The 19,449-nt window shown below is 68.5% G+C and carries 29 protein-coding genes and 1 tRNA gene; 9 read left to right on the forward strand and 21 right to left on the reverse strand.

The features are described from left to right. Positions 1-17 precede the first annotated feature (17 nt). The 5 genes from KV396_RS00375 to KV396_RS00395 are packed head-to-tail and all read right to left on the reverse strand — an operon-like array spanning position 18 to position 2,319. Positions 18-278, reverse strand: coding sequence for a hypothetical protein (locus KV396_RS00375; RefSeq protein WP_247956480.1), 261 nt, complete (start codon positions 276-278; stop codon positions 18-20). Further along, complete coding sequence (locus KV396_RS00380; RefSeq protein WP_247956481.1) at positions 275-514, reverse strand: hypothetical protein; 240 nt, start codon at positions 512-514, stop codon at positions 275-277. The genes KV396_RS00375 and KV396_RS00380 overlap by 4 nt, the downstream gene beginning before the upstream one ends. After that, positions 511-813, reverse strand: a complete 303-nt coding sequence (locus tag KV396_RS00385) for a hypothetical protein (RefSeq protein WP_247956482.1) — start codon at positions 811-813, stop codon at positions 511-513. Before KV396_RS00385 ends, KV396_RS00380 begins: the two co-directional genes overlap by 4 nt. Continuing rightward, entirely contained in the window at positions 797-1,924 is a 1,128-nt protein-coding gene (locus KV396_RS00390) for a DNA cytosine methyltransferase (RefSeq protein WP_247956483.1), read from the reverse strand. The genes KV396_RS00385 and KV396_RS00390 overlap by 17 nt, the downstream gene beginning before the upstream one ends. After that, on the reverse strand, positions 1,921-2,319 hold the full coding sequence (locus KV396_RS00395) for a hypothetical protein (RefSeq protein ID WP_247956484.1): 399 nt from the start codon (positions 2,317-2,319) through the stop codon (positions 1,921-1,923). Before KV396_RS00395 ends, KV396_RS00390 begins: the two co-directional genes overlap by 4 nt. A 26-nt stretch (positions 2,320-2,345) precedes the next feature. Between KV396_RS00395 and KV396_RS00400 the strand changes: the two genes are divergently transcribed. Next, positions 2,346-2,633, forward strand: coding sequence for a hypothetical protein (locus KV396_RS00400; RefSeq protein ID WP_247956485.1), 288 nt, complete (start codon positions 2,346-2,348; stop codon positions 2,631-2,633). A 5-nt stretch (positions 2,634-2,638) separates the two neighbouring features. Here the strand turns inward: KV396_RS00400 and KV396_RS00405 are convergent, their stop codons facing one another. The 5 genes from KV396_RS00405 to KV396_RS00425 form a co-directional block, all read right to left on the reverse strand. Further along, on the reverse strand, positions 2,639-3,073 hold the full coding sequence (locus KV396_RS00405; protein WP_247956486.1) for an MUN domain-containing protein: 435 nt from the start codon (positions 3,071-3,073) through the stop codon (positions 2,639-2,641). Continuing rightward, a complete protein-coding gene (locus KV396_RS00410) occupies positions 3,073-3,819 on the reverse strand; it encodes a hypothetical protein (protein WP_247956487.1) in 747 nt (248 codons plus the stop codon). The genes KV396_RS00405 and KV396_RS00410 overlap by 1 nt, the downstream gene beginning before the upstream one ends. Beyond that, positions 3,812-4,786, reverse strand: a complete 975-nt coding sequence (locus KV396_RS00415) for a PDDEXK family nuclease (protein WP_247956488.1) — start codon at positions 4,784-4,786, stop codon at positions 3,812-3,814. Before KV396_RS00415 ends, KV396_RS00410 begins: the two co-directional genes overlap by 8 nt. Before the next feature lie 2 nt (positions 4,787-4,788). Further along, the gene (locus tag KV396_RS00420; protein ID WP_247956489.1) at positions 4,789-5,076 is read right to left on the reverse strand and encodes a hypothetical protein; all 288 of its coding nucleotides are present in this window, start codon (positions 5,074-5,076) and stop codon (positions 4,789-4,791) included. Positions 5,077-5,140: 64 nt separating this feature from the next. Then, complete coding sequence (locus tag KV396_RS00425) at positions 5,141-5,887, reverse strand: phage antirepressor KilAC domain-containing protein (RefSeq protein ID WP_247956490.1); 747 nt, start codon at positions 5,885-5,887, stop codon at positions 5,141-5,143. Positions 5,888-5,911: 24 nt separating this feature from the next. Between KV396_RS00425 and KV396_RS00430 the strand changes: the two genes are divergently transcribed. Next, positions 5,912-6,472, forward strand: coding sequence for a hypothetical protein (locus KV396_RS00430; RefSeq protein ID WP_247956491.1), 561 nt, complete (start codon positions 5,912-5,914; stop codon positions 6,470-6,472). Between the two features lie 57 nt (positions 6,473-6,529). Here the strand turns inward: KV396_RS00430 and KV396_RS00435 are convergent, their stop codons facing one another. Then, entirely contained in the window at positions 6,530-6,805 is a 276-nt protein-coding gene (locus KV396_RS00435) for a helix-turn-helix domain-containing protein (protein ID WP_247956492.1), read from the reverse strand. Then, positions 6,802-7,083 carry a hypothetical protein gene (locus KV396_RS00440; RefSeq protein ID WP_247956493.1) on the reverse strand — a complete coding sequence of 94 codons (282 nt, stop codon included), beginning with the start codon at positions 7,081-7,083 and terminating at the stop codon, positions 6,802-6,804. The genes KV396_RS00435 and KV396_RS00440 overlap by 4 nt, the downstream gene beginning before the upstream one ends. Positions 7,084-7,151: 68 nt before the next feature. Between KV396_RS00440 and KV396_RS00445 the strand changes: the two genes are divergently transcribed. The 3 genes from KV396_RS00445 (at position 7,152) to KV396_RS00455 (ending at position 9,290) form a co-directional block, all read left to right on the forward strand. Then, complete coding sequence (locus KV396_RS00445; protein ID WP_247956494.1) at positions 7,152-7,475, forward strand: hypothetical protein; 324 nt, start codon at positions 7,152-7,154, stop codon at positions 7,473-7,475. 178 nt (positions 7,476-7,653) lie between these two features. Further along, positions 7,654-7,980 (forward strand): ImmA/IrrE family metallo-endopeptidase, encoded by a 327-nt coding sequence (locus KV396_RS00450; protein WP_247956495.1) that lies wholly within the window; start codon positions 7,654-7,656, stop codon positions 7,978-7,980. 29 nt (positions 7,981-8,009) lie between these two features. After that, positions 8,010-9,290 (forward strand): tyrosine-type recombinase/integrase, encoded by a 1,281-nt coding sequence (locus tag KV396_RS00455; protein ID WP_247956496.1) that lies wholly within the window; start codon positions 8,010-8,012, stop codon positions 9,288-9,290. Positions 9,291-9,404: 114 nt separating this feature from the next. On the opposite strand, the gene KV396_RS00460 is transcribed toward KV396_RS00455, so the two are convergent. Then, positions 9,405-9,481: transfer RNA gene (locus KV396_RS00460), tRNA-Pro, on the reverse strand. A 107-nt stretch (positions 9,482-9,588) separates the two neighbouring features. On the opposite strand from KV396_RS00460, the gene KV396_RS00465 reads away from it, so the two are divergent. From KV396_RS00465 to KV396_RS00480, 4 genes are all read left to right on the forward strand, one after another. After that, positions 9,589-10,173, forward strand: coding sequence for a GNAT family N-acetyltransferase (locus KV396_RS00465; RefSeq protein WP_247956497.1), 585 nt, complete (start codon positions 9,589-9,591; stop codon positions 10,171-10,173). Between the two features lie 37 nt (positions 10,174-10,210). Then, the gene (locus tag KV396_RS00470; RefSeq protein WP_247956498.1) at positions 10,211-10,666 is read left to right on the forward strand and encodes a hypothetical protein; all 456 of its coding nucleotides are present in this window, start codon (positions 10,211-10,213) and stop codon (positions 10,664-10,666) included. 67 nt (positions 10,667-10,733) lie between these two features. Then, entirely contained in the window at positions 10,734-11,405 is a 672-nt protein-coding gene (locus KV396_RS00475; protein ID WP_247956499.1) for a lysoplasmalogenase, read from the forward strand. Beyond that, complete coding sequence (locus tag KV396_RS00480) at positions 11,402-11,788, forward strand: RNA-binding S4 domain-containing protein (protein ID WP_247622045.1); 387 nt, start codon at positions 11,402-11,404, stop codon at positions 11,786-11,788. Before KV396_RS00475 ends, KV396_RS00480 begins: the two co-directional genes overlap by 4 nt. A 35-nt stretch (positions 11,789-11,823) precedes the next feature. Here KV396_RS00480 and KV396_RS00485 read toward each other — a convergent pair whose 3' ends face one another. The 8 genes from KV396_RS00485 to KV396_RS00520 all read right to left on the reverse strand — a co-directional run bounded on the left by KV396_RS00485 (position 11,824) and on the right by KV396_RS00520 (position 19,377). Beyond that, entirely contained in the window at positions 11,824-12,717 is an 894-nt protein-coding gene (locus tag KV396_RS00485; RefSeq protein ID WP_247631918.1) for an NUDIX domain-containing protein, read from the reverse strand. Positions 12,718-12,868: 151 nt separating this feature from the next. Continuing rightward, entirely contained in the window at positions 12,869-14,341 is a 1,473-nt protein-coding gene (der, locus tag KV396_RS00490; RefSeq protein ID WP_247624674.1) for a ribosome biogenesis GTPase Der, read from the reverse strand. A 40-nt stretch (positions 14,342-14,381) separates the two neighbouring features. Then, positions 14,382-15,098 carry a (d)CMP kinase gene (gene cmk / locus KV396_RS00495; RefSeq protein ID WP_247956500.1) on the reverse strand — a complete coding sequence of 239 codons (717 nt, stop codon included), beginning with the start codon at positions 15,096-15,098 and terminating at the stop codon, positions 14,382-14,384. Further along, positions 15,091-16,236: a prephenate dehydrogenase gene (locus tag KV396_RS00500; RefSeq protein WP_372491576.1), complete on the reverse strand. Its 1,146-nt coding sequence runs from the start codon at positions 16,234-16,236 to the stop codon at positions 15,091-15,093. The genes cmk and KV396_RS00500 overlap by 8 nt, the downstream gene beginning before the upstream one ends. A gap of 23 nt (positions 16,237-16,259) precedes the next feature. Beyond that, positions 16,260-17,048: a pseudouridine synthase gene (locus KV396_RS00505; RefSeq protein WP_247956501.1), complete on the reverse strand. Its 789-nt coding sequence runs from the start codon at positions 17,046-17,048 to the stop codon at positions 16,260-16,262. Beyond that, positions 17,045-17,662 carry an SMC-Scp complex subunit ScpB gene (scpB, locus tag KV396_RS00510; RefSeq protein WP_247956502.1) on the reverse strand — a complete coding sequence of 206 codons (618 nt, stop codon included), beginning with the start codon at positions 17,660-17,662 and terminating at the stop codon, positions 17,045-17,047. Before scpB ends, KV396_RS00505 begins: the two co-directional genes overlap by 4 nt. Next, on the reverse strand, positions 17,652-18,560 hold the full coding sequence (locus KV396_RS00515; protein WP_404596154.1) for a segregation and condensation protein A: 909 nt from the start codon (positions 18,558-18,560) through the stop codon (positions 17,652-17,654). Before KV396_RS00515 ends, scpB begins: the two co-directional genes overlap by 11 nt. Next, positions 18,544-19,377 carry a ParA family protein gene (locus KV396_RS00520; protein WP_247957615.1) on the reverse strand — a complete coding sequence of 278 codons (834 nt, stop codon included), beginning with the start codon at positions 19,375-19,377 and terminating at the stop codon, positions 18,544-18,546. The genes KV396_RS00515 and KV396_RS00520 overlap by 17 nt, the downstream gene beginning before the upstream one ends. Between the last annotated feature and the right edge of the window lie 72 nt (positions 19,378-19,449).

Below are 19,449 nucleotides of genomic sequence, written 5' to 3' on the forward strand. Positions count from 1 at the left end.
GCCGATCGTCGGGCGCTTCATTGCTTGCCCTCCGCCCGCTCGCGCTCACAGTGCAGGACCGACAGCGCGTGACGGTGCATGGCGTGCGCGATGCAGGACTGCGCCGACCACACCGCGACTCCGAGGTCGGACACGACGTCCATGCCGTCCTGCGCGAGCGGTTCGCCGGTGAACGACTTCTCGAGCTTCGTCGCCGCCTCGCGCAGGCGCAGGGCGGCATGGTGAGCGAGCTGGCGCGCCTCGCGTTGGAACTGCTCGGACATCTTCTCGGCGCTCATCGCGTCCTCGCTTTCTTGCTGGGCACGACGTCGCCGCGCCACTCTCGATGTGTGGGCGAGACCTTCGAGCACAGGCCGAACCGGTCGAGTCCGTTCGTGATCTGCCCGCAGAGCCGGCAGGCCGGCTTGCTCTCGTGGACCATGTCGACGATGCGGAGCTGCTCGAGCGTGATCTCACGGTTCGCCTTCCACTCCGGTGCCTCGACGGGCTCGGCCGCGGCCGCCGGGGCGCTCACGCCGCGTCCTCGAGGCGCTCGGCGTCGCGCTGCGCCTGCCACTGCCGTTCAAACTTCGCGAATGTGATCCGCGGATGCTCAGCCCAGTGCTCGACGAGCTCCTCAGACGCGTACGCGAGAGCACGGGTCTCGTTCCCCATGAACAGGGAGAACGGGTCGATGCCCTTCTCGCGGCCGCGGGCGTTCAGCATCGCGCCGTTCGTCGCCGCCTCGGCGGCCTCGTACTGCGTGTAGAGGGTCTCGTCGTACTCGGCGCGACACTCGCGCCACGCGGAGAACGCCTCACTGATGATGCTCATCGTGCACCTCCTCGAGCTGGGGAGCCGTCAGTCGCGAGATGATCGCGGCGGCGAGCAGCGGCGGGACCGCGTTGCCGATCTGCAGGAATTGCTTTCCCTTGCCGCCCTGGAAGGGGAACCCAATCGGGTAGGACTGCAGCGCGGCAGCCTCCTCGGGGACGAGGCGGCGCGTGTCTCCCTCCCAAGACGGCAGGCTCGTGTATCGAGCGAGCTTCGCGATCGGCTCGGCTCCTCCGGTGTCGGTCCCGCCGCCGGTGATCGTCGGCGACGGTCGATCGGTGAGTCCGCGGCGACGGAATCGGAATCCGCCCGGCTCCATGCCCCCTGCTGAGGCACGGATCGTGAATGCGGGGTCTTCGGCCGCTCGGCCGGGCCGATCACCATGCCGGGCGACCATGCCGCGCCCCATTGCCTTCTCTGCCGCGAACCCTTCCCACCCGAGAGCGTCGGCCATCGACACCCACTTCTGTACGTCGGTGTCGAGCCGCTGCGGATCGTGAGAGTGATAGCGCGAGTGCGTCGGCGTCGGCGGCGCAACGTCACCGCTGAGAGACGCCATGAGGATCGCGCGCTTGCGCGTCTGGGGTACGCCGTACTGCTCAGCCTGCAGGTTGCCTACCCAGACCGAATAGCCGAGCTCGCGCAGCACCCGAGACATCGCCTCCCACACCGGCAAGACGGTCGGCACCTGCTCGAGCGCGATGAGGCGAGGACGGTGCACCCAGATGTGCGCGAGCGGAGTGAGCACGAGCGAGGTTCGGTCGTCGCCGAGGCTGCTCCCTGCGGCACGCAGGGCCGCCGCGTCCTTCCAGACGGCGTGCTCGATGAGCTCGCGCACCTGGTCGAGGGCGAGCCGCCCGGTCCCGCGCCCGGCGACCGAGAACGTCTGACACGGAGGCGACGCGATGAAGAGATCGTGCTCGGGCACGATGCGGCGATCGGCCAAGCCGTCCCAGACATCTCGATAGACCGTGTCGAACCCCGCAGCTTCGCGGGTCGCCACAGCCTCATCCATGAGCTCGACGCCGTGCTCGCGGATGCCGAGCGAACGAAGCGCCACGCCCCATCCGGTGCCCGCGAAGTGGTCGAGTGCGACGATCTGCCCGGTCATGCGATCGCCTCGTGCCAGTAGAGCCACTCGGCGCCGTATACGCTGCAGCCCATCTCCATCGCGACCGAGTGCGAGATCCGGACGCGGGCGGTGCCCTCGAGGCGGAACCACGACATCTCGAGCGGGTAGAACACGGGGACGCGCTCGGGGTGCGTCACCCAGCGGCGGACCTTCCAGCCGTAGCGGAGCGCCTGCGCCTGCATCGCGCCCTCGCAGCCCGCGTTGCAGGTGCCGCAGAGCGACAGGCCGTCGACCGGCGAGGGGACGTTCTTCGATCCGCCCATGCCGACCGCGCGACGGTGCTGGAACGTGAGCACCATGACGCCGCAGGCGGCGCAGCGTCGAGCATCGCGACGATATACCGCGTCTCGTGTTGCTGCGGTGGGTGCACTCATCGTGTCACCCCCGATAGGGTGCTCGCATGGCAGCAGAGATCATCCAAGACTTCGGCCCTGAGCATGCACTCCAAGAAGTCGACCGACTCATCGACGACGTGGAGTCCAGCATCGGAGTGCTGAACACCTCCCAGGGACCGGTTCCGCGAGACCAGAACCTCGCCAAGATCCTTCGAGCGCTCCGCATCCTGCGGCAACAGGTCGGCAAAGCTCTCGAGACTCCCCAGCAGGATTCCGAAGAGGTCGACTTCAGCATCTACGGTGGGGACGCTGGCGAGGGGCCGTTCGTCGACAACGAGGGTCGCGAGCTCTAGAGCCATCATCGGTGCGCTCCGAACTGCGCAGCGATGGCGCGGTTGATGTTCAGCATCGAGTTGACCTTCGTGCGCAGCGCGCGCTCCGTGCCCTCGGCGTAGTGGTACTCGGCCTTGACGTTGTGCCACGCCTCGAGTTCGGGCTGCGCATCGACGTCGGCCATCGCACGGGCGAAGGTCGCGGGCACGTTGTTGCGGCCGTAGTGCGCGAGCTGGGTCTGCTTCTTGGCGATGTAGGCGCGCTCGGCGTCGTAGCGGCGGCTGTTGATCTCGAGCAGCACGTCGGGCAGCTTCTCCATCAGGCCGACCGTCTCGCGGATGAAGTACTCCATCTCGGTCGGGTTCGTGGGGTGGTAGTCGAGGAGCTGCGCGCCGGCCTTGATCGCGAACGTCGCGCCCTCTGCGGTCATCACCTCGCCGGTATTGGGGTTGGTGAACATCAGCGGCGTCCCTTCTTGCGGCGTGCGGCGCGGCGGTCGGCACGGTTCTGCGGCGGGAGGTAGTCGCGCGGCGCGGGCCGCTCGACCGGCTTCTCGCGCTCGGACGCGGGCGCGGGCTCCGGTGCGCTGGCGTGGTCGAGAGCCCAGGCGGCCTCGACGAGGGCTTTGCGCTGGTTGCGGGCGGCGCGGTGCAGGGCGGTCCCGGCGGCGTTCGGGGTGAAGATCCGGGCAGCGCGGGCCTCGGTCTCGAGGGCGTCGATCTCCTCGATCGTCTTCGTGCCGAGGAACGCCGCCTCCCAGTCCCGCTCGGGAGCGGGCGGCGGCGCGGCGGCTGGGTCGGTCATGCCGTGCGCGCGGTCGTCTGCTTCGTCCTCGATGACGATGTTGCCGAGGATCTCGCGGAAGGTCTGCCGGTAGCCGACCATGCGGGCCGTGCGGCCGAAGTGCCGCATCGGCGAGCGGAGCCACTTGCCCGACCACTCCTCTGACGCCTGCGGGAACTGCTCGACCCAACGGATCGTCACCGTCGTCGGGATGCGCACCTCCTTGCGGTAGACCGAGACGCGCGCGAACTGCGGGTGCGCGCCGTCGGTGTCCGGAGTCCAGGCGGCGGACCAGTGCTTGCCGTCGTCGGAGAACTCGACCTCGCCAGTGCCGTCCCAGAGGCCGGAGCCGTGGACGATGCGTTCGACCTCGGCGATCGTCTTGACCTCGACGAACGTGGTTGCTTCGGGCTGCTCAGACACTCTCGACCTCCTGGAATCGCAGCGTCGGCGACTTGCGCGTGACGCGGCGGAAGTACTTGAGCGCGGACGCCTCGAGGGTTGCGAGCTCGACGCGCAGCGCCTCGACGTGCGCGTGCACCTCGGGTGCCGCGGCCCTCCATGCGGCCTCGTCGATCGCGATGGATTCGGACACGCTGACCTGGAATCCGCCGTGCTCGGTCATGCCGACGGAGCCGAAGCGGTCCGCGCCTGGCAGCTTCGCGGTCGCGGCCTTGACCTTCGCGTTCGCGACCTTCTCGGCTGCGGCGGCCTTGTCGAGCGCTCGCTTCAGCGGAGCCCATCCGGCGACCGCGTCGTTGACGGCCTCGGGGAGCTCGTCGAAGTCGGGGCATCCGGCGTCGCGCCAGGCGATGAAGTTGTCGGCGCGGTCGATGAGCCACGCGATCATCTCGTCGTCGCGCGGGACCGTGATCCAGGTCGCGCCGTCGATCGGCGGCATGTCGTCCTCGTCGCGGACCTCGAAGCCGTAGAGCGCATACTCCGCGCCGAGCACGTGGATCTGCCACTGCATCTGCGCAAGGTGCTCGACGGGGATCTCGTCGGACTTCCAGCCGTTCTCGTGCGACTTCACCTCGACGACGACGAGCGCGCCGTCCGTATCGATGCCGATCGCGTCGGGCGTCGCGCGGTGCAGGTCGTTCTCGACGGACGCCCAGAGGGCGCCGTTCGGGGTGAGGCTGGCGAGGCGCTCGGCGGCCTCGTCGAGCAGTGCGGCCTCGCGCGCCTGGCCTGCCTTCGTGGCCTTGTTGCCGCGGAAGGTCGAGCCGTTCATCTTCTGCTCGACGATCGTGCGGCGGGCCTTGATGCCGGCGCGCGCGATCCGCCAGGCGTCCGACGCGGTGACGCCCTCGCCGCGCTCGAGCATCCACACGGTGCGGGGTGCGTCGTCGGCGACGACGATGCGCGCCTCGGTGATCTGCGGGGTCATGGTCAGTCCCTCCCGGGGGTGAATGCGGCGACGAAGACGCCGAGGCTGATGAAGACGAGGAGATCCGCGGCGTTCACCGCGGGGTCGGCGGCGGGCGGGCCGCATGTGGCCGCGAGGAAGATCGCGACGGCGAGGAGCACCCAGCGCCACGGGGCGAGCGGCCAGATGCCGCGGCGCGCAGGAACGACAGAGTCGGTGCGGACGAGGCCGCTGACGTGCATGTCCGCGGTGATGGGATCGAAGCCGCTCACCGAAGCGGGCGTCTCGTCGGTATCCTGTGTCTGAGGCATGTGCTTGCCTTTCGTTTTTGGTGGGGCGTCCGGTGCAACGGGCGCCCCGCTTTCGTGTCTGGGGTCAGTGGGTGAGCACGCCGGCGCCGAGCCGGATGCGGAGGCGTTCGATGCCCTTCGGGGTGACGCGCACCTGAGGGGCGGACGGGACGAGGTCGCCGGTGTCGCGGTCGCGACGCGGCGGCATCGCGCGGACCGTGAGGAGTCCGGCGTCGACCGCCCGCGCGTACGGGGTCCAGCGGTGCTTCTCGCCGCGGTAGATCCAGCCGAGTTCGGCGAGCTTGTCGAACAGGCGCTGCGGTCCGGTCTCGATTCCGGCGCGGTTCAGCATCGGGGCGACGTCGCGCACCGCGTAGTCGGTGCCAGCGTCCGCGATCTCGTCCCACGCCTCAGCGCGGGGCTCGAGTTCGGCGATCTGCTGGTCGCGGGTCGCGATGATCTCCTGCGCCTGCAGCACCGCGCGCGCCATGAGCTGCTCGGGCGTCTCGACCGAATATGTGCCGGTGCGGCGGATCGCGGGGATCACCTCGTGCGTGACCCACCAGCGGAACTGCTTCGCCTCGGGCTTGTCAGACCGGATGACGACCTCGTACATGCCGGACTCGGAGACGATCGAGACAGTGCGTCGCTGGCCGCCGGAGCTGATGTCCGTCTGACGGATATCAGCCTCATCGAGACGAGCGGCGACGTTGCCCGCGTTCAAGATCCCAAGCACGCCGCAGACGTCGGCGAGCACGAACCACACTTCGCCGCCGACCGAGACTGTGCGGATCTGACGGTCGGCGTACTGGAAGACCTCGAGCGCGCTCATCGGGCGCCTCCTAGAGTGATGGGCATGGACTGGTTCACAGTGATCGGCGTAGTCGCCTCCGTGCTCGCCGCAATCGGGGTCGGCGTGCAGCTCGCCTGGTCCTGGCGAACGCGACCCACCGTGGAGTTACAGGCGCAGCCCGCGCGGCAAGCACTCGGGCGCGAGATGTTGTACGCGCGAAACGTCGGTTCCTCCCCTGCCCGGGGCGTGGTGGCGAAAGGCTTCAACTGTGAGGTCGGGTCTGTGACCCCTGCCACCGGGCACCTGGACAGTGGCGAGATGATGTCGCTTGTCATCGAGGACGCGACCGACGACGCCTGGGTGCTTTTCATCTGGCACCATCCGAACGGTCACTCGACCGAGCAGACGTGGTTCCCTGTTCGCGCCGGAACAGCGATGGAGGAAGAGCACCGCGTACAGACGATGCTCTCGTGGTGGAAACGCCGAGCAATGCGACGATCACGGCGAATGATTGCCGCTCCCGGTGCATCCCTGCGAGCCTCGCTGCCACGATCGCCGCGGAAGCTAGAGCGATTGAACCGCCGAGCATCCCGCCAAGCTGAACGGCTCCAATCCCGTTCGTGACACTGACGAGAACGATCGTCAGGTAGTCGCCTGCGGTTGAACGGCGAATATAGAACTTCACGATGCCGCCTCCGATTCACGGCATGCGGCGAACCACTCGATGACGTCTGCGCGCGAGTAGCGAATCAGGCTCGAGCCCGGGAGCTTGTGCCAGACCGGGCCGACTTCGTCGCCCCGCGACCGAGCATCGCGCCAACGCTCTAGCGTCTTCGTGCTCACCTCGAGGATCTCGGCCAGAGCCTTCGGCGACATGATCATCGGCATCTGCTCGAAGCCTTCTGGCGCCTCTAGCGGGGCATCGGCCGTCGCGACCGGAAAAGCGATCGTGCTCACGACGCCACCGCCTCAGCGGACTCAATCGCGCGCTCGGCCCGGGCAATGATGCTCGACGCGGACGTGCCGAGCTCCGCGGCTACCGCTGCGAGAAGCGACGGGGTGAACGGCGCGTGCCCGTTGACGCGAGACGACAGTGTCGCGCGACGGATGCCGAGGTTCTCGGCGATCCCCTTCACCGAAGCCGTCCGGCTCCGGGCGATCTCTGACCGCACCTCGGCGGCAACACCGGCATCAAGACCGGTGAACCCAATTCGGTTCATCTCCATGCCGTCCACTGTGAACCGAACTCGGTTCAAAGTCAAGTTGCTTGCAACAAGTGAACCGAAATGGGTACACTCGGGGCGTGGCCAAGAACCTGCTCCCTATGGATGCCCTCATTGCCGGATACCTTCACGAGGCGGTCCAGGACGCAGGTATCACGTACCGCAAGCTCGCCGCAGTCACGGGAATGTCCATCAATCGGATCGGCATCATCCTTCGACAGGAGTCGCCGCCCGCGACGCTAGGCGAGATCGGCATGATCGGCTCCGCAGTCGGCCTCACAGCATCGGAACTCGTTGAGCGTGCCGAGAATGTCGCACGCACCAGACAGGATTACGACCTGGTCGCTAACGACTCGATCAACGAGTTCCCCGAAGGCAACGACGCGGATTACGACCACGCGTGACGGGACGCCCGCAGGCTGCGCCCCGCTGTTCGAGAAGCACCACCATGCCCGATCGAGGGGGTTACGCATGGATATCTGGAATCTAGCTGCTGACATGGGGCTGACCGTCCGGGAGCGGCGAGGCGCGCATCGAAGCGGCTACGCTCCCGACGCGAACCACATCGATTTGACTCCTGGAATGCGTGGGCGCGTTCTCCGCGGCGTCATGTGCCACGAGATCGCGCATCACGTTCTCGGGCACCGCCCGACCGATTTCGGTCTCATGCGCAAGCGCCAGGAAGCCGCCGCGAACGCATGGGCGGCGCAGACACTCATCACGCCGACGGCATACGCGGAGGCCGAGCAGCACCACGGTGGACACGTGACATCGATGGCGATCGCGCTCAACGTACCCGACGAGCTCGTGGTCGTCTTCCGAAGCCTGCTACTCCGGACGGACGATGCCGTGTACGTCGATCCGCGCATGGGCGCCGGACAGTTCGCACACCGCATCGAGGTCGGATAGTGGCGAAGGCCTGGATCTCGGATCGCTGGGTGAAGGACGCGACGGTCACGATGCCCGACGGCACCGCCACGAAGATCAGCCCCACGAGCGCGCAGATGAAGTCGCTCAAGACGCTCCCCGAGCACTTCCGCACTGCAAAGTTCGGAAAGGGCTCGCGCTGGGAGGCCGGCTGGTATGACCCCGACGGCGTCCAGAAGAAGCGCCTGTTCGCGCGACGCACGGATGCTGAGTCCTTCATCGCGGGCATCGAGGACGACATACGCTCCGACCGATACATCGACCCCTCCGCGCGCGAGCGTACCTTCGCCGCTGCCGCCGAGGCGTGGCTCTCATCGAAGAACCGGATCAAAGACTCGAGCTGGCGCCGCTATCGCCGCGAGCTCGACAACTACGTTCTTCCCCGCTGGGGAACGCGCGCCGTCGGTAGCATCACTCGACCGCAGATCGACGAATGGATCTCGCAACTGCGAACCGGGACAGCCGTCTTCGAGTTCGACAAGAACAACCATCTCACCGACGTCGGCCGGAAGCCTGTCGCGATGAGCGCTGCGTACCTCCGCCACGTGGTCGGGTCAACGTTCGGCGGCGCGCTGCGCTACGCCGTCGCCGAGCAGTGGATCGGACGCAACCCGCTCGCCAAAGTCGAGTTCCCACGGGACGAGGGCGATATCGAGAACGACCTGCCGTCGCTGTCGTACATGCAGCTCGATGTCCTCTCGGCGGCCGTAGCCTCCATCTCAGGGCGCGCGAGCGACGGCGTGCTCTTCGACATACTCGCCCACAGCGGCCCGCGCATCGGAGAAGCGACAGCCCTCAAGATCAAAGATCTCGATCTCGAGCACAAGCGCGCACGCATTCACCGGACGTGGACGACCGATCGCGCCGGCCTCCGGAAACTCGGCCCCGTGAAGACCTGGGAGAAGCGCTGGCTCCCTCTCGCCGACTTCGTCGTCGACGGACTTCGGGAGATCGTCGCCGGTCGCGACCCCGAAGACTTCGTCTTCGTCACCGTTCGCGGAGCGGCGGTCGACGGCAAGAACTGGTACAACCGCGTCTGGCTCAAGGCGCGTCGAGCGGTGCAGGCCGCCATCGGCTACTCCGTGCACGACCTGCGCCACGTGGCGGCGACGAACGCGATCGCCGCCGGCGCGGACGTGAAGCTTGTGCAGCTCATGCTCGGACACAAGGACGCTACCGAGACCCTGAACACCTACTCGCACCTCTGGCCGAACCGCGTCGACGAGGTGATCGGGGCTGTCGAGCGTCGCCGCGCCGCGGCTCTCGGCCTTGGCCAGCTCCGCGCCGTCTAGCCGCCTCGCGGTTTCCCATGTGAGACGCATGTGAGACGGGCTGTCACCAGTCGTCCGGCGGGCATGAAAAAAGCCCCGGAGTTCCGCGTTTTTCCGCGGTTCTCCGGGGCTTATTGGTCGGGCTGACAGGATTTGAACCTGCGACCCCTTGACCCCCAGTCAAGTGCGCTACCAAGCTGCGCCACAGCCCGTTGTTCTGCACTCTCGCGCAGGCAACTCATCCATCTTAGCCTGACGCCGGGGCCTCCGCGAACCACAGGCGTTGCGAGTGTCGGATGCCCGGCGTAGCGTGCCGCCCATGACCACGATCACGACCGAGCTGGCCACGAGCACCCGGTGGGACGACGTGCAGCACGCGCTGACCGGAGGCGGTGACGGCGCCAGCTGTCAGTGCATCTGGCCGATGCTGCGAAACAAGGACTGGAACGAGACGACGACGCCCGAGCGCACGACGATGCTCCGCGAAGAGATCGACGCGGGGCCGCCACCGGGACTGATCGCCTACGTCGACGGCGAGGCCGCCGGATGGATCCGCATCGGCCCGCGAACGGTGCAGCGCCGCCTGGAGCACACCCGCGCGATCGCCGCCGCCACCGAAGAGCCGTTCGACGACGACTCGGTCTGGGCCGTGACCTGCTTCGTCGTGCGACGCGAGCACCGGGGACAGGGCCTCAACGGCGCCCTGCTGCGCGCGGCCGTCGACTATGCCCGTACGGCGGGCGCCCGCCTGATCGAGGGGTACCCGGTCGACACCGGCGGCACGAAGCAGCAGGCGAACGAGCTGTTCCACGGCATGCTCACGACCTTCCTCGCCGAGGGGTTCCGCCCGCGCGGCGAGCTGAAGACCGGGCGTTCACTCGTGACACTCGACCTCTCGAAATGAACCCCGACGTACCTGCGTCGACCGATAGCGTGGAGCCATGAGCGACGAGCATCCGATCATCGACGACGCCGAGCTCGGCACCTTCACCCGCGCGACGACCGAACTCACCGACGGCACGGTGCTCACGCACGACTGGTACGGCGGTTCGCTCGTCCGCGACGACTCCTCAATCGAGCTCATGCTCGAGGGGACGTCGGCCGAGGAATCCCGCGCACGACTCCCCCGCCTCCGCGCCGTCGTCGCCGACCTCGACTCGATTCAGCGCCGCGCATCCGATGCGGTGGTCACGGCCTTCAGCCAGGGCGACCCCGAACCGTTCGAACTCGACGAAGCGGCATCCGACCTGGCGCTCGAAGCGATCGAGGCGTCGGCCGACGGCACGATCGTGCTCCACCTCACCGACACCTGCGGCACGCACTTCCCCGAGGGCTACTGGCCTGCCGCCCATCTCGGCGATGACGACACCATCACGCACGTCACCGTCGAGTCCTGACCCGTCGAGTCCTGACCCGTCGAGTCCTGACCCGACCATCGACCCGCCGCGACTCTACGATGGGGGGATGCACCGACGCGTCCTCTCCCCCGCGCTGGTCTGGGCCTTCACGCCCTACGCCATCGTCTCGGTCGTGCACGTCATCCTTCTGGCCATCGACAGCCCGGCGGCGGGACCGACGAAGATCCTGCTGATGCCGCTGCTGGCCGTCCCGGTGGTCGTCTTCGCGCGGCGGATCGGATCCCCGCAGGCCACGTGCCTCCTGGCCGCGGCGCTCGTCTTCTCGTGGCTGGGCGACAGCGCGGGCGCCTTCTTTCCCGCGCTTCCCGAACTGCCGCTGATGCTCGGCTTCTTCGGTCTTGCTCACCTGGCCTACATCGCCCTCTTCGTCGGTTTCCTGACCCGGAGAAGGATGCCGTGGTGGACGCTGGTCTACGCCCTCTGGTGGATCGCGATGCTGGTGATCCTCGGACCGCACACCGATGGGCTCCTCCTCGCCCTGGCGATCTACGGGCTCGTCCTCGCGGGGACAGCGGCCAGTTCGGCACGCAGCACCTCGATCATTGCGATCGGCGGCGCATTCTTCCTCGCGAGCGACACGATCCTCGCCTTCCACCTCTTCCTCCCCGAGGTCGTCTCCCCCTGGGGCAGCCCCGTCGTGATGCTGACCTACACGCTCGGCCAGGGCCTTCTCATCGCCGGCGCGATCGCCGCTCTCACCCTCAGGAGCACTCCATGAGCACCACCGCACGTGTCGACAGCTGGCTCTGGGCGGTACGCGTCTACAAGACCCGCTCCGCTGCGACCACGGCATGCCGCGCGGGGCATGTGCGCGTCAACGGCGACAAGGTCAAGGCGGCGCAGGCTCTCAAGATCGGCGATGAAGTGCGCATCCGCATCGCCGGATTCGACCGCATCCTCTTCGTGCGGCAACTCCTCGTCAAGCGCGTCGGAGCACCCCTCGCCGCCGTCGCCTACGACGACCGAACCCCCGAGCGCGAGCCCCAGGCGGCGCTCGGCCTCCGCGACCGCGGGGCCGGACGCCCCACCAAACGCGAACGCCGGGAGATCGATCGCCTGCACGCGCGGTCCGAGCGCGGATCGGACGATTTCCTCCGCTGACGTCCGCTCCGGGAACACCGCAGCGGCGGACTCGTTCAGAGCCGCTCGAGCAGCCATCCCGCCGAGCGCACCTGCGCCGGCTCGGTCCGCCGGATGCGGTCGGCGAGCTCGCGGTCGCTCGTGACCCCGAAGACGTTCGCTCCGGAACCGACGCGCTTCTCGACCTCGGCGACGATGGCGTCGTCACCGGCGGCATCCGCGCGCACGATCGAGACTCCGTGCGGATGCGCGTCGAGCGCCCGCGCCTGGCCCTCGACCACGAGCGACACCTCCGGGAACCACTCGGTTCCGCCGATGCCCAGCTCGGGCGCTGCGATTGCGACGCCGTCCAGCCGCCCGGCAAGTCGCTCGGCGGCGCCGGCACGATCCTTCCACCAACCGTCGGGAACCGACCCGACCACGTTGGCCGCATCGACGACGAGGGCCACGCGCTCTTCGAGAAGGCGGCGCAGCTCCGGCCAGGCGCGGGCGAAGCCGGGATGCAGCGGCCGGGACTCCACGTCGTCGATGGCCACCCACTCGAGCGCGACGCTCTCCGGGTCGCTGATCACAGGCTCGAAGGGTGTCTGCACATCGGCGACGACGGTCGTGTACGACCAGATCTCGAGATCGAGCACGCTGGTGAATCGCGGGCGGACGGCGCCATCGGGCACTCCCGCTTCTTCCCGTGCCTCGCGCAACGCGCCGACGATCGAGCTCTCGCCCTCGTGCAGCGCGCCGCCCGGCAGGCCCCAGGTGCCGCCGAAATGGCTCCAGGCGACGCGGTGCTGCAGCAGCACCCCGCGTTCGGCATCCACGGCCAACAGCCCGGCAGCGCCGAAACGCCCCCAGTACCGCTCCCCCGAGTCGGCAACGACCCAGGCATCCCCGGGGTCGCGCGGCCCCTCCGGGCGGCGCGGCTCATCGAAAGCGGGGGGAACGATCGTCACCCCTCCACCCTGTCACAGCCGCCGCGTCCGGGCATCGAATCGGTCACAGAGAGAAAACAGCGCTCACCCGATGGAGCTGCTGCAGAAGCCCCTGACATGCGAAAGCGGGCGCACCCAGGAGAGGATGCGCCCGCTGTCACGAGTACGAGGATCAGCGCTGGCGCTTCTCTCGCACACGCATGTTGATGACGATCGGCGTTCCCTCGAACGAGTACAGCTCGCGCAGACGACGCTGGATGAAGCGGCGGTAGCCCGGGTCGAGGAATCCCGTCGTGAACAGCACGAACGTCGGCGGACGCGTCGACGCCTGCGTCCCGAAGAGGATGCGCGGCTGCTTGCCACCGCGCAGCGGGTGCGGGTGCTCGGCCACGAGCTCGGCGAGGAAGGCGTTGAACTTACCGGTGGGGATTCGGCGATCCCAGTTCTCCAGCGACGTCTCGAGCGCGGGCACGAGCTTGTCGAGGTGACGGCCGGTCTTCGCCGAGATGTTCACGCGCGGCGCCCAGGCGACGTGCGCGAGGTCCTGCTCGATCTCGCGCTCGAGGTAACGACGACGATCGGCGTTCTCGAGGTCGTCGTCATTGAGACGGTCCCACTTGTTGAACGCCAGTACGAGCGCGCGGCCCGACTCGAGCACGAGATCGATGATGCGCACGTCCTGCTCGCTGATCGTCTCCGAGACGTCGAGCACGACCACGGCGACCTCGGCCTTCTCGAGAGCGGCCGAAGTACGCAGCGACGCGTAGAAGTCGGCGCCCTGCGCCATGTGCACACGACGACGGATGCCGGCGGTGTCGACCAGCGTCCACAGCTTTCCGCCCAGCTCGACGATCTCGTCGACCGGGTCGCGGGTGGTGCCGGCGAGGTCGTTGACCACGACGCGCTCTTCACCCGCGGCCTTGTTGAGCAGCGACGACTTGCCGACGTTCGGGCGGCCGAGGATCGCGACGCGACGCGGTCCGCCGATCTCGGCCTTCGCGACCGCGGAGACCTCGGGCAGCTTCTTGAGCACCTCGTCGAGCAGATCCGCGACGCCACGTCCATGGATGGCCGAGACCGGGTGCGGCTCGCCGAGACCGAGGTTCCAGAGGGCTGCGGCCTCGGGCTCCTGGCGCGCGTCGTCGATCTTGTTGGCGACGAGGAAGACCGGCTTGCCGCTCTTGCGCAGCAGCTTCACGACGTGCTCATCGGTCGACGTGGCACCGACCATCGCGTCGACGACGAACAGCACGACGTCGGACAGATCGATCGCGACCTCGGCCTGCGCGGCGACGGAGCGATCGATGCCGCGGGCATCCGGCTCCCACCCACCGGTGTCGACGAGGGTGAAGCGGCGGTCCGCCCACTCCGCCTTGTAGGTGACGCGGTCGCGGGTGACGCCGGGGGTGTCCTCGACGACGGCCTCGCGGCGGCCGAGGATGCGGTTCACGAGCTGCGACTTGCCGACGTTCGGGCGCCCGACGATCGCGACGACGGGCAGGGCGGGCAGGAACTGGATCCCGTCCTCGCCGAGCTCGACACCGGCGAGGAGCGCGGCATCCTCGTCGTCGAGCTCGTAGTCGGCGAGGCCGGCACGCAGCGTCTCGGCGCGCTGCTCGGCGAGGTGCTCGTCGAGCTCCTCCATCTTCTCGGCGAGACGGTCAGGGCCGCCTTCGTATTCTTCGTCAGCCACGGTGTGCTCCTCGGAGTCGTTCGATCACCGTGAGGACGGCATCGATGGTCTGGGGGAAATCGAGCTCCGTCGAGTCGACGATCTCGACGCCGTCCGCGGCGTTAAGGAAGTCGACGACGGCGCTGTCGGAGGCGTCGCGCTTGTGCAGGGCAGCGGCGACGGCATCCGCGTTCTCGCCGGAGAGTTCACCGGCTCGGCGTGCGGCCCGCACTTCGGGGGCCGCGGTCAGCAGGATGCGGACGGGGGCGTCGGGGGCGACGACCGTCGTGATGTCGCGGCCCTCGACGACGACGGCCGGATACGGCGCCTCGGCGACGAGGGAGCGGAAGAGATCGTTGACCTGGGCCCGCACGGCGGGCACGCGGGCGACACCGCTCACGGCACCCGACACCCGCGGTTCGCGGATCTCATCGGTGATGTCGACGTCGCCGACGCGCACGGTGCGGTCGTCGGGGTCGAGCCCGAGACGCACGGGGAAGTCGGATGCCGCGGCGAGCACCGCGTCGGCATCCGCCGTGTCAGCGCCCCGGTCGAGCACGTGCCACGCGAGCGCCCGGTACGCGGATCCGGTGTCGAGGTACCCGAAGCCGAGGCGCCGCGCGACCGCCTTCGACACGCTCGACTTTCCGGAACCTGCGGGACCGTCGATCGCGATGAAGTCCACAGCCGAGGTGTCGGCGGCGGACCGGTCGAGAGAGGTGTCAGTCATTGGTGTTTCCCGCAATCCGCCATCCACGTTCCTGAAGCCCCGAGATCGCGCCGTGCAGCGAGGCCGGTTCGACGCTGATCTCGGCGAGGCCGAACTGCGCGCCCGGCGAGTGCTCGAGACGCAGGTCCTCGACGTTCACGCCGAGCTCTCCGAGCTCACCGAACAGACGGCCGAGCTGACCGGGGGTGTCATCGATCATCACGACGAGCGATTCGAAACGCCGGTTCTGGCCGTGCTTGCCAGGAAGCCGGTCGACGCCGTCGTTGCCGTGACGGATCGTCTCCGCGACGACACGACGGGCACCCGCGGCGCCCGGGTCGCGCAGCGCGTCCGACACCTCACGCAGGTCGGCGGCCAGAGAATCGAGGATCTCGACGACGGGCCCGGCGTTCGCTCCGAGGATCTGCACCCACAGCTCCGGAGCGGATGCCGCGATGCGCGTCGTGTCGCGCACGCCCTGGCCCGACAGCCGAAGGGAGCCCTCGTCGGCCTCGGCCAGGCGCCCGGCGAGCAGGCTCGCGACGACCTGCGGAACGTGCGAGGTGAGAGCGACCGACCGATCGTGCTCCTCGGGCGTCATCTCCAACGGCATGGCGCCGACGTCGAGGGCGAGCGCCTCCACGAGAGCGAGGTCGGCGGCGGCGGTGTCACCGTCACGGCACACGACCCAGGGGCGCCCGATGAACAGGTCGGCGCGCGCGGAGATCGCTCCCCCGCGCTCGCGCCCGGCGAGCGGATGCGAACCGATGTAGCGAGCGAGATCGACACCGCGTTCCTGCAGCTCGCGGAACGGCTCGAGCTTCACGCTCGCGACGTCGGTGACGACGGCATCCGGGTACTGCGCGAGCTCGGCCTGGACGACGTCGGCCGTCACGTCCGGCGGCACGGCGACCACGATGAGGCGGGGACGATCGTCTTCTGCGGCGAGGCGGCCGGCGCCGTAGTCGACGGCGAGGCGCAGCTGCGCGGGCGACGAGTCCGTCAGGACGACATCGATGCCCTTCGCGCGGAGCGCATGTCCGACGCTCGCGCCGAGGAGCCCGGCGCCCACGACACGAACGGTCCCCGACAGTCGCGGGGCGACCGCCGATCGTTCGGATCCCGGACGACGAGCAGCGTCGACGGACGTCGATCGCACGCTGGACGCACTGGACGTGTCGGTCACTCGTTCTCCTGTTGCTCGCCTGGCGCCGAGGCGACACCGGAATCACGGCGCGACAGAGTGAGCAGCGCGCCGAGTTCGATTTTACCCAGTTCGCGCGACTTTCCTGCCGGGAGCGTTCCCAGGTGGAGCGGCCCGAACTGACGACGCACCAGTTCGGTGACCGGGTGGCCCACCGCGGCCATCATGCGACGCACGATGCGGTTACGACCGGAGTGCAGCGTGAGCTCGACGAGACTCGATCCGCGCGAGGTGTCGAGGAGTCGGGCCTTGTCGGCGCGGATGTAGCCGTCCTCGAGGTCGAACCCGGCGGTCAGCTTCGCGATGGTCTGCGCCGTGACGGCCCCCTCGACCTTGGCGATGTACACCTTGGTGACACCGAACGACGGGTGGGCGAGCACGTGCGCGAGCTCCCCGTCGTTCGTGAGGATCAGCAGACCGCTGGTCTCCGCGTCCAGGCGACCGACGTTGTAGAGGCGCTCCTCGTACTGGTCGGTGAACCTGCGCAGGTCGGGACGACCGCTCTCGTCGCGCATGCTGCTGACGACGCCGGTGGGCTTGTTGAGCATGACGTAGCGCTTCGAGACGTCGAGCTGGATCGCCGTGCCGTCGACGTCGACCAGATCTGTCTCGGGGTCGATGCGGCGTCCGAGCTCGCTCACGACCTCGCCGTTCACGCGGATGCGACCCGCGACGATGTACTCCTCGACGACACGACGGGAGGCCACACCGGCCGCGGCCAGCACCTTCTGCAGGCGGACGCCCTGCGGCGCTTCGGAATCGGTCATCGGATGGTCCCTTCGTCGAACCCATCGGCACCGTCGTCGAGCAGCGGAGAGATGGGGGGCAACTCGTCGAGCGAGTTGATTCCGAGATGCTGGAGCAGCGCCTCGGTCGTGCCGTAGTTGATGGCGCCGGTCTCTGAATCGGCGAACAGTTCGGTGATCAGGCCACGAGCGAGCAGGGTGCGCACGACGGAGTCGACGTTCACTGCGCGGATCGATGCGACCTGGCTGCGAGTGACGGGCTGCTTGTAGGCGATCACGGCGAGGGTCTCGAGCGCGGCCTGCGACAGTCGCGCCGGCGCCTGCCCGCCGACGAACTCGGCGATCAGATCGTCATGGTCCTCGCGCACGTAGAGGCGCCAGCCCCCACCGACCTCGCGCAACTCGAAGCCGCGGCGGGGCCCCTGTCCGCGGCCGTCGTAGTCGTCGACCAGTGTCTCGAGCGACTGCCGAACGGCCGGCACGGGCGACCCGACCGCGGCGGCGAGGGCCACGAGTCCGATCGGCTCGTCGATGATGAGCAGGATCGCCTCGATGCGCTCCGACAGGGGCGTCGACGGCGTCTGCTCGGTCTCGGTGCCGCTCGCGGTCTCGGCGGCGGTCACGTCATCGGTCATAGTCGGCCCCCAGGCTCGCGAGTGTCTCGTCCGACCAGGAGTCGGCGGCCCAGCGCAGCGTCAGCTCGCCGAGCGGTTCCAGTTGTTCGAAGGAGAGTGCCGCGTGCCGATACAGCTCGAGCACCGAGATGAACCGGGCGACCACGATGCCGGGTTCGCTGACGCCCGCCACGAGCTCGCGGAAGCTCAGCGACTCGGTGCCGCGGAGGAGCGTCACGACGATCGCCGCCTGCTCGCGGATGCTCACCAGCGGCGCATGCAGATGATCGAGGCCGACGTGCGGGATCTCCTTCGGCGCGAACGCGAGGAGCGCGAGCGCGGCGAAGTCGTCGGCGGTGAGCGACCACACGAGCTCGGGCGTCTTGCGACGGTGCTTCTCGTCGAGCCGCACCGCGCGCACGTGCCGACGGTCCTCCCGCTGGAGGCAGCGCGAGAACCAGGCCGACACCTCCTTGAACGCGCGGTACTGCAGCAGACGTGCGAAGAGCAGGTCGCGTGCCTCGAGCAACGCCACGGCCTCGGCATCCACCAGTTCGCCCTGCGGCAGCAGCCCCGCCACCTTCATGTCGAGGAGCGTCGCCGCGACCACGAGGAACTCGGAGGCCTGGTCGAGTTCCTCATCGCCGTCGAGGTCGCGCAGGTAGGCGATGAACTCGTTCGTCACCGCGCTCAGCGAGACCTCGGTGATGTCCATCTCGTGCTTGGAGATGAGGTTCAGAAGCAGGTCGAACGGTCCATCGAAGTTCGACAGCGAGACGCGGAATCCGGGATCCGATGCCGACGGCTGCTCGATGAGAGCGGCGTCGGTTTCGGGCGCGAGTGAAGCGCCTTCCGGCGCAGGGGCGGTGCCGTCGGGCGCGAGGGTGGCGTCGTACTCGGAATCAGGCGACGGCGCCACGGGCGACCAGCTCCCGCGCCAGTCGCAGATACGCCTGTGCGGCGGCGTGCTCCGGCGCGAACTCGGTGATGGGGACACCCGACACCGATGCATCGGGGAACTTCACGGTGCGACCGATCACGGTCTCGAGCACGTCGTCGCCGAACGCCTCGACGACGCGTTCGAGCACCTCGCGCGAGTGCAGCGTGCGCGGGTCGTACATCGTCGCGAGCAGGCCGTCCATCGTGATCGAGGGGTTGAGCCGATCGCGCACCTTGTCGATCGTCTCGATCAGGAGCGCGACACCGCGCAGCGCGAAGAACTCGCACTCGAGCGGGATGATCACGCCATGCGCCGCGGTGAGGGCATTCACCGTCAGCAGGCCGAGCGACGGCTGGCAGTCGATGAGGATGACGTCGTACTCCCCCGCGACCTGGCGGAGCACCCGGGCGAGGATCGTCTCGCGGGCGACCTCGTTCACGAGGTGCACCTCGGCGGCGGACAGATCGATGTTCGCGGGCAGGACGTCGAGGTTCTCGACGCTGGAGTGGACGATCGCGTCGTTCGCGTCGCGCTTGGTGTCGAGCAGCAGGTCGTAGATCGTCGGCACGTCGTGCGTCTGGATGCCCAGGCCTGCAGAGAGGGCGCCCTGCGGGTCGAAGTCGACCGCGAGCACCTTGCGCCCGTACTCGGCGAAGGCTGCGGCCAGGTTGATGGTCGTCGTCGTCTTACCGACGCCACCCTTCTGGTTGCACAGCGCGATGATCCTCGCGGGACCGTGGGAGCTCAACGGTTCGGGTGTGTCGAACCCGTGATAGGGCCGTCCGGTGGGTCCCATGGGTGTCTCGTCGACCTTCTTGGCCGTCGCCCTGGACTTCGCCGCTTTCTCCGCCACCGGTTCTCCTGCTCC

Source organism: Microbacterium galbinum, assembly GCF_023101185.1.
Classification (GTDB): domain Bacteria; phylum Actinomycetota; class Actinomycetes; order Actinomycetales; family Microbacteriaceae; genus Microbacterium; species Microbacterium galbinum.

Bases quoted from the DNA above. Each gene is read 5' to 3' on its own strand.
- KV396_RS00400 (WP_247956485.1), top strand. From the start codon at position 2,346: ATGGCAGCAGAGATCATCCAAGACTTCGGCCCTGAGCATGCACTCCAA.
- KV396_RS00505 (WP_247956501.1), bottom strand. From the start codon at position 17,048: ATGACCGATTCCGAAGCGCCGCAGGGCGTCCGCCTGCAGAAGGTGCTG.
- KV396_RS00395 (WP_247956484.1), bottom strand. From the start codon at position 2,319: ATGAGTGCACCCACCGCAGCAACACGAGACGCGGTATATCGTCGCGAT.
- scpB (WP_247956502.1), bottom strand. From the start codon at position 17,662: ATGACCGATGACGTGACCGCCGCCGAGACCGCGAGCGGCACCGAGACC.
- KV396_RS00405 (WP_247956486.1), bottom strand. From the start codon at position 3,073: ATGTTCACCAACCCCAATACCGGCGAGGTGATGACCGCAGAGGGCGCG.
- KV396_RS00470 (WP_247956498.1), top strand. From the start codon at position 10,211: ATGAGCGACGAGCATCCGATCATCGACGACGCCGAGCTCGGCACCTTC.
- KV396_RS00520 (WP_247957615.1), bottom strand. From the start codon at position 19,377: ATGGGACCCACCGGACGGCCCTATCACGGGTTCGACACACCCGAACCG.
- KV396_RS00430 (WP_247956491.1), top strand. From the start codon at position 5,912: ATGGACTGGTTCACAGTGATCGGCGTAGTCGCCTCCGTGCTCGCCGCA.
- cmk (WP_247956500.1), bottom strand. From the start codon at position 15,098: ATGACTGACACCTCTCTCGACCGGTCCGCCGCCGACACCTCGGCTGTG.
- KV396_RS00475 (WP_247956499.1), top strand. From the start codon at position 10,734: ATGCACCGACGCGTCCTCTCCCCCGCGCTGGTCTGGGCCTTCACGCCC.
- KV396_RS00415 (WP_247956488.1), bottom strand. From the start codon at position 4,786: ATGACCCCGCAGATCACCGAGGCGCGCATCGTCGTCGCCGACGACGCA.
- KV396_RS00420 (WP_247956489.1), bottom strand. From the start codon at position 5,076: ATGCCTCAGACACAGGATACCGACGAGACGCCCGCTTCGGTGAGCGGC.
- KV396_RS00390 (WP_247956483.1), bottom strand. From the start codon at position 1,924: ATGACCGGGCAGATCGTCGCACTCGACCACTTCGCGGGCACCGGATGG.
- KV396_RS00425 (WP_247956490.1), bottom strand. From the start codon at position 5,887: ATGAGCGCGCTCGAGGTCTTCCAGTACGCCGACCGTCAGATCCGCACA.
- KV396_RS00375 (WP_247956480.1), bottom strand. From the start codon at position 278: ATGAGCGCCGAGAAGATGTCCGAGCAGTTCCAACGCGAGGCGCGCCAG.
- KV396_RS00450 (WP_247956495.1), top strand. From the start codon at position 7,654: ATGCGTGGGCGCGTTCTCCGCGGCGTCATGTGCCACGAGATCGCGCAT.
- KV396_RS00465 (WP_247956497.1), top strand. From the start codon at position 9,589: ATGACCACGATCACGACCGAGCTGGCCACGAGCACCCGGTGGGACGAC.
- der (WP_247624674.1), bottom strand. From the start codon at position 14,341: ATGGAGGAGCTCGACGAGCACCTCGCCGAGCAGCGCGCCGAGACGCTG.
- KV396_RS00480 (WP_247622045.1), top strand. From the start codon at position 11,402: ATGAGCACCACCGCACGTGTCGACAGCTGGCTCTGGGCGGTACGCGTC.
- KV396_RS00385 (WP_247956482.1), bottom strand. From the start codon at position 813: ATGAGCATCATCAGTGAGGCGTTCTCCGCGTGGCGCGAGTGTCGCGCC.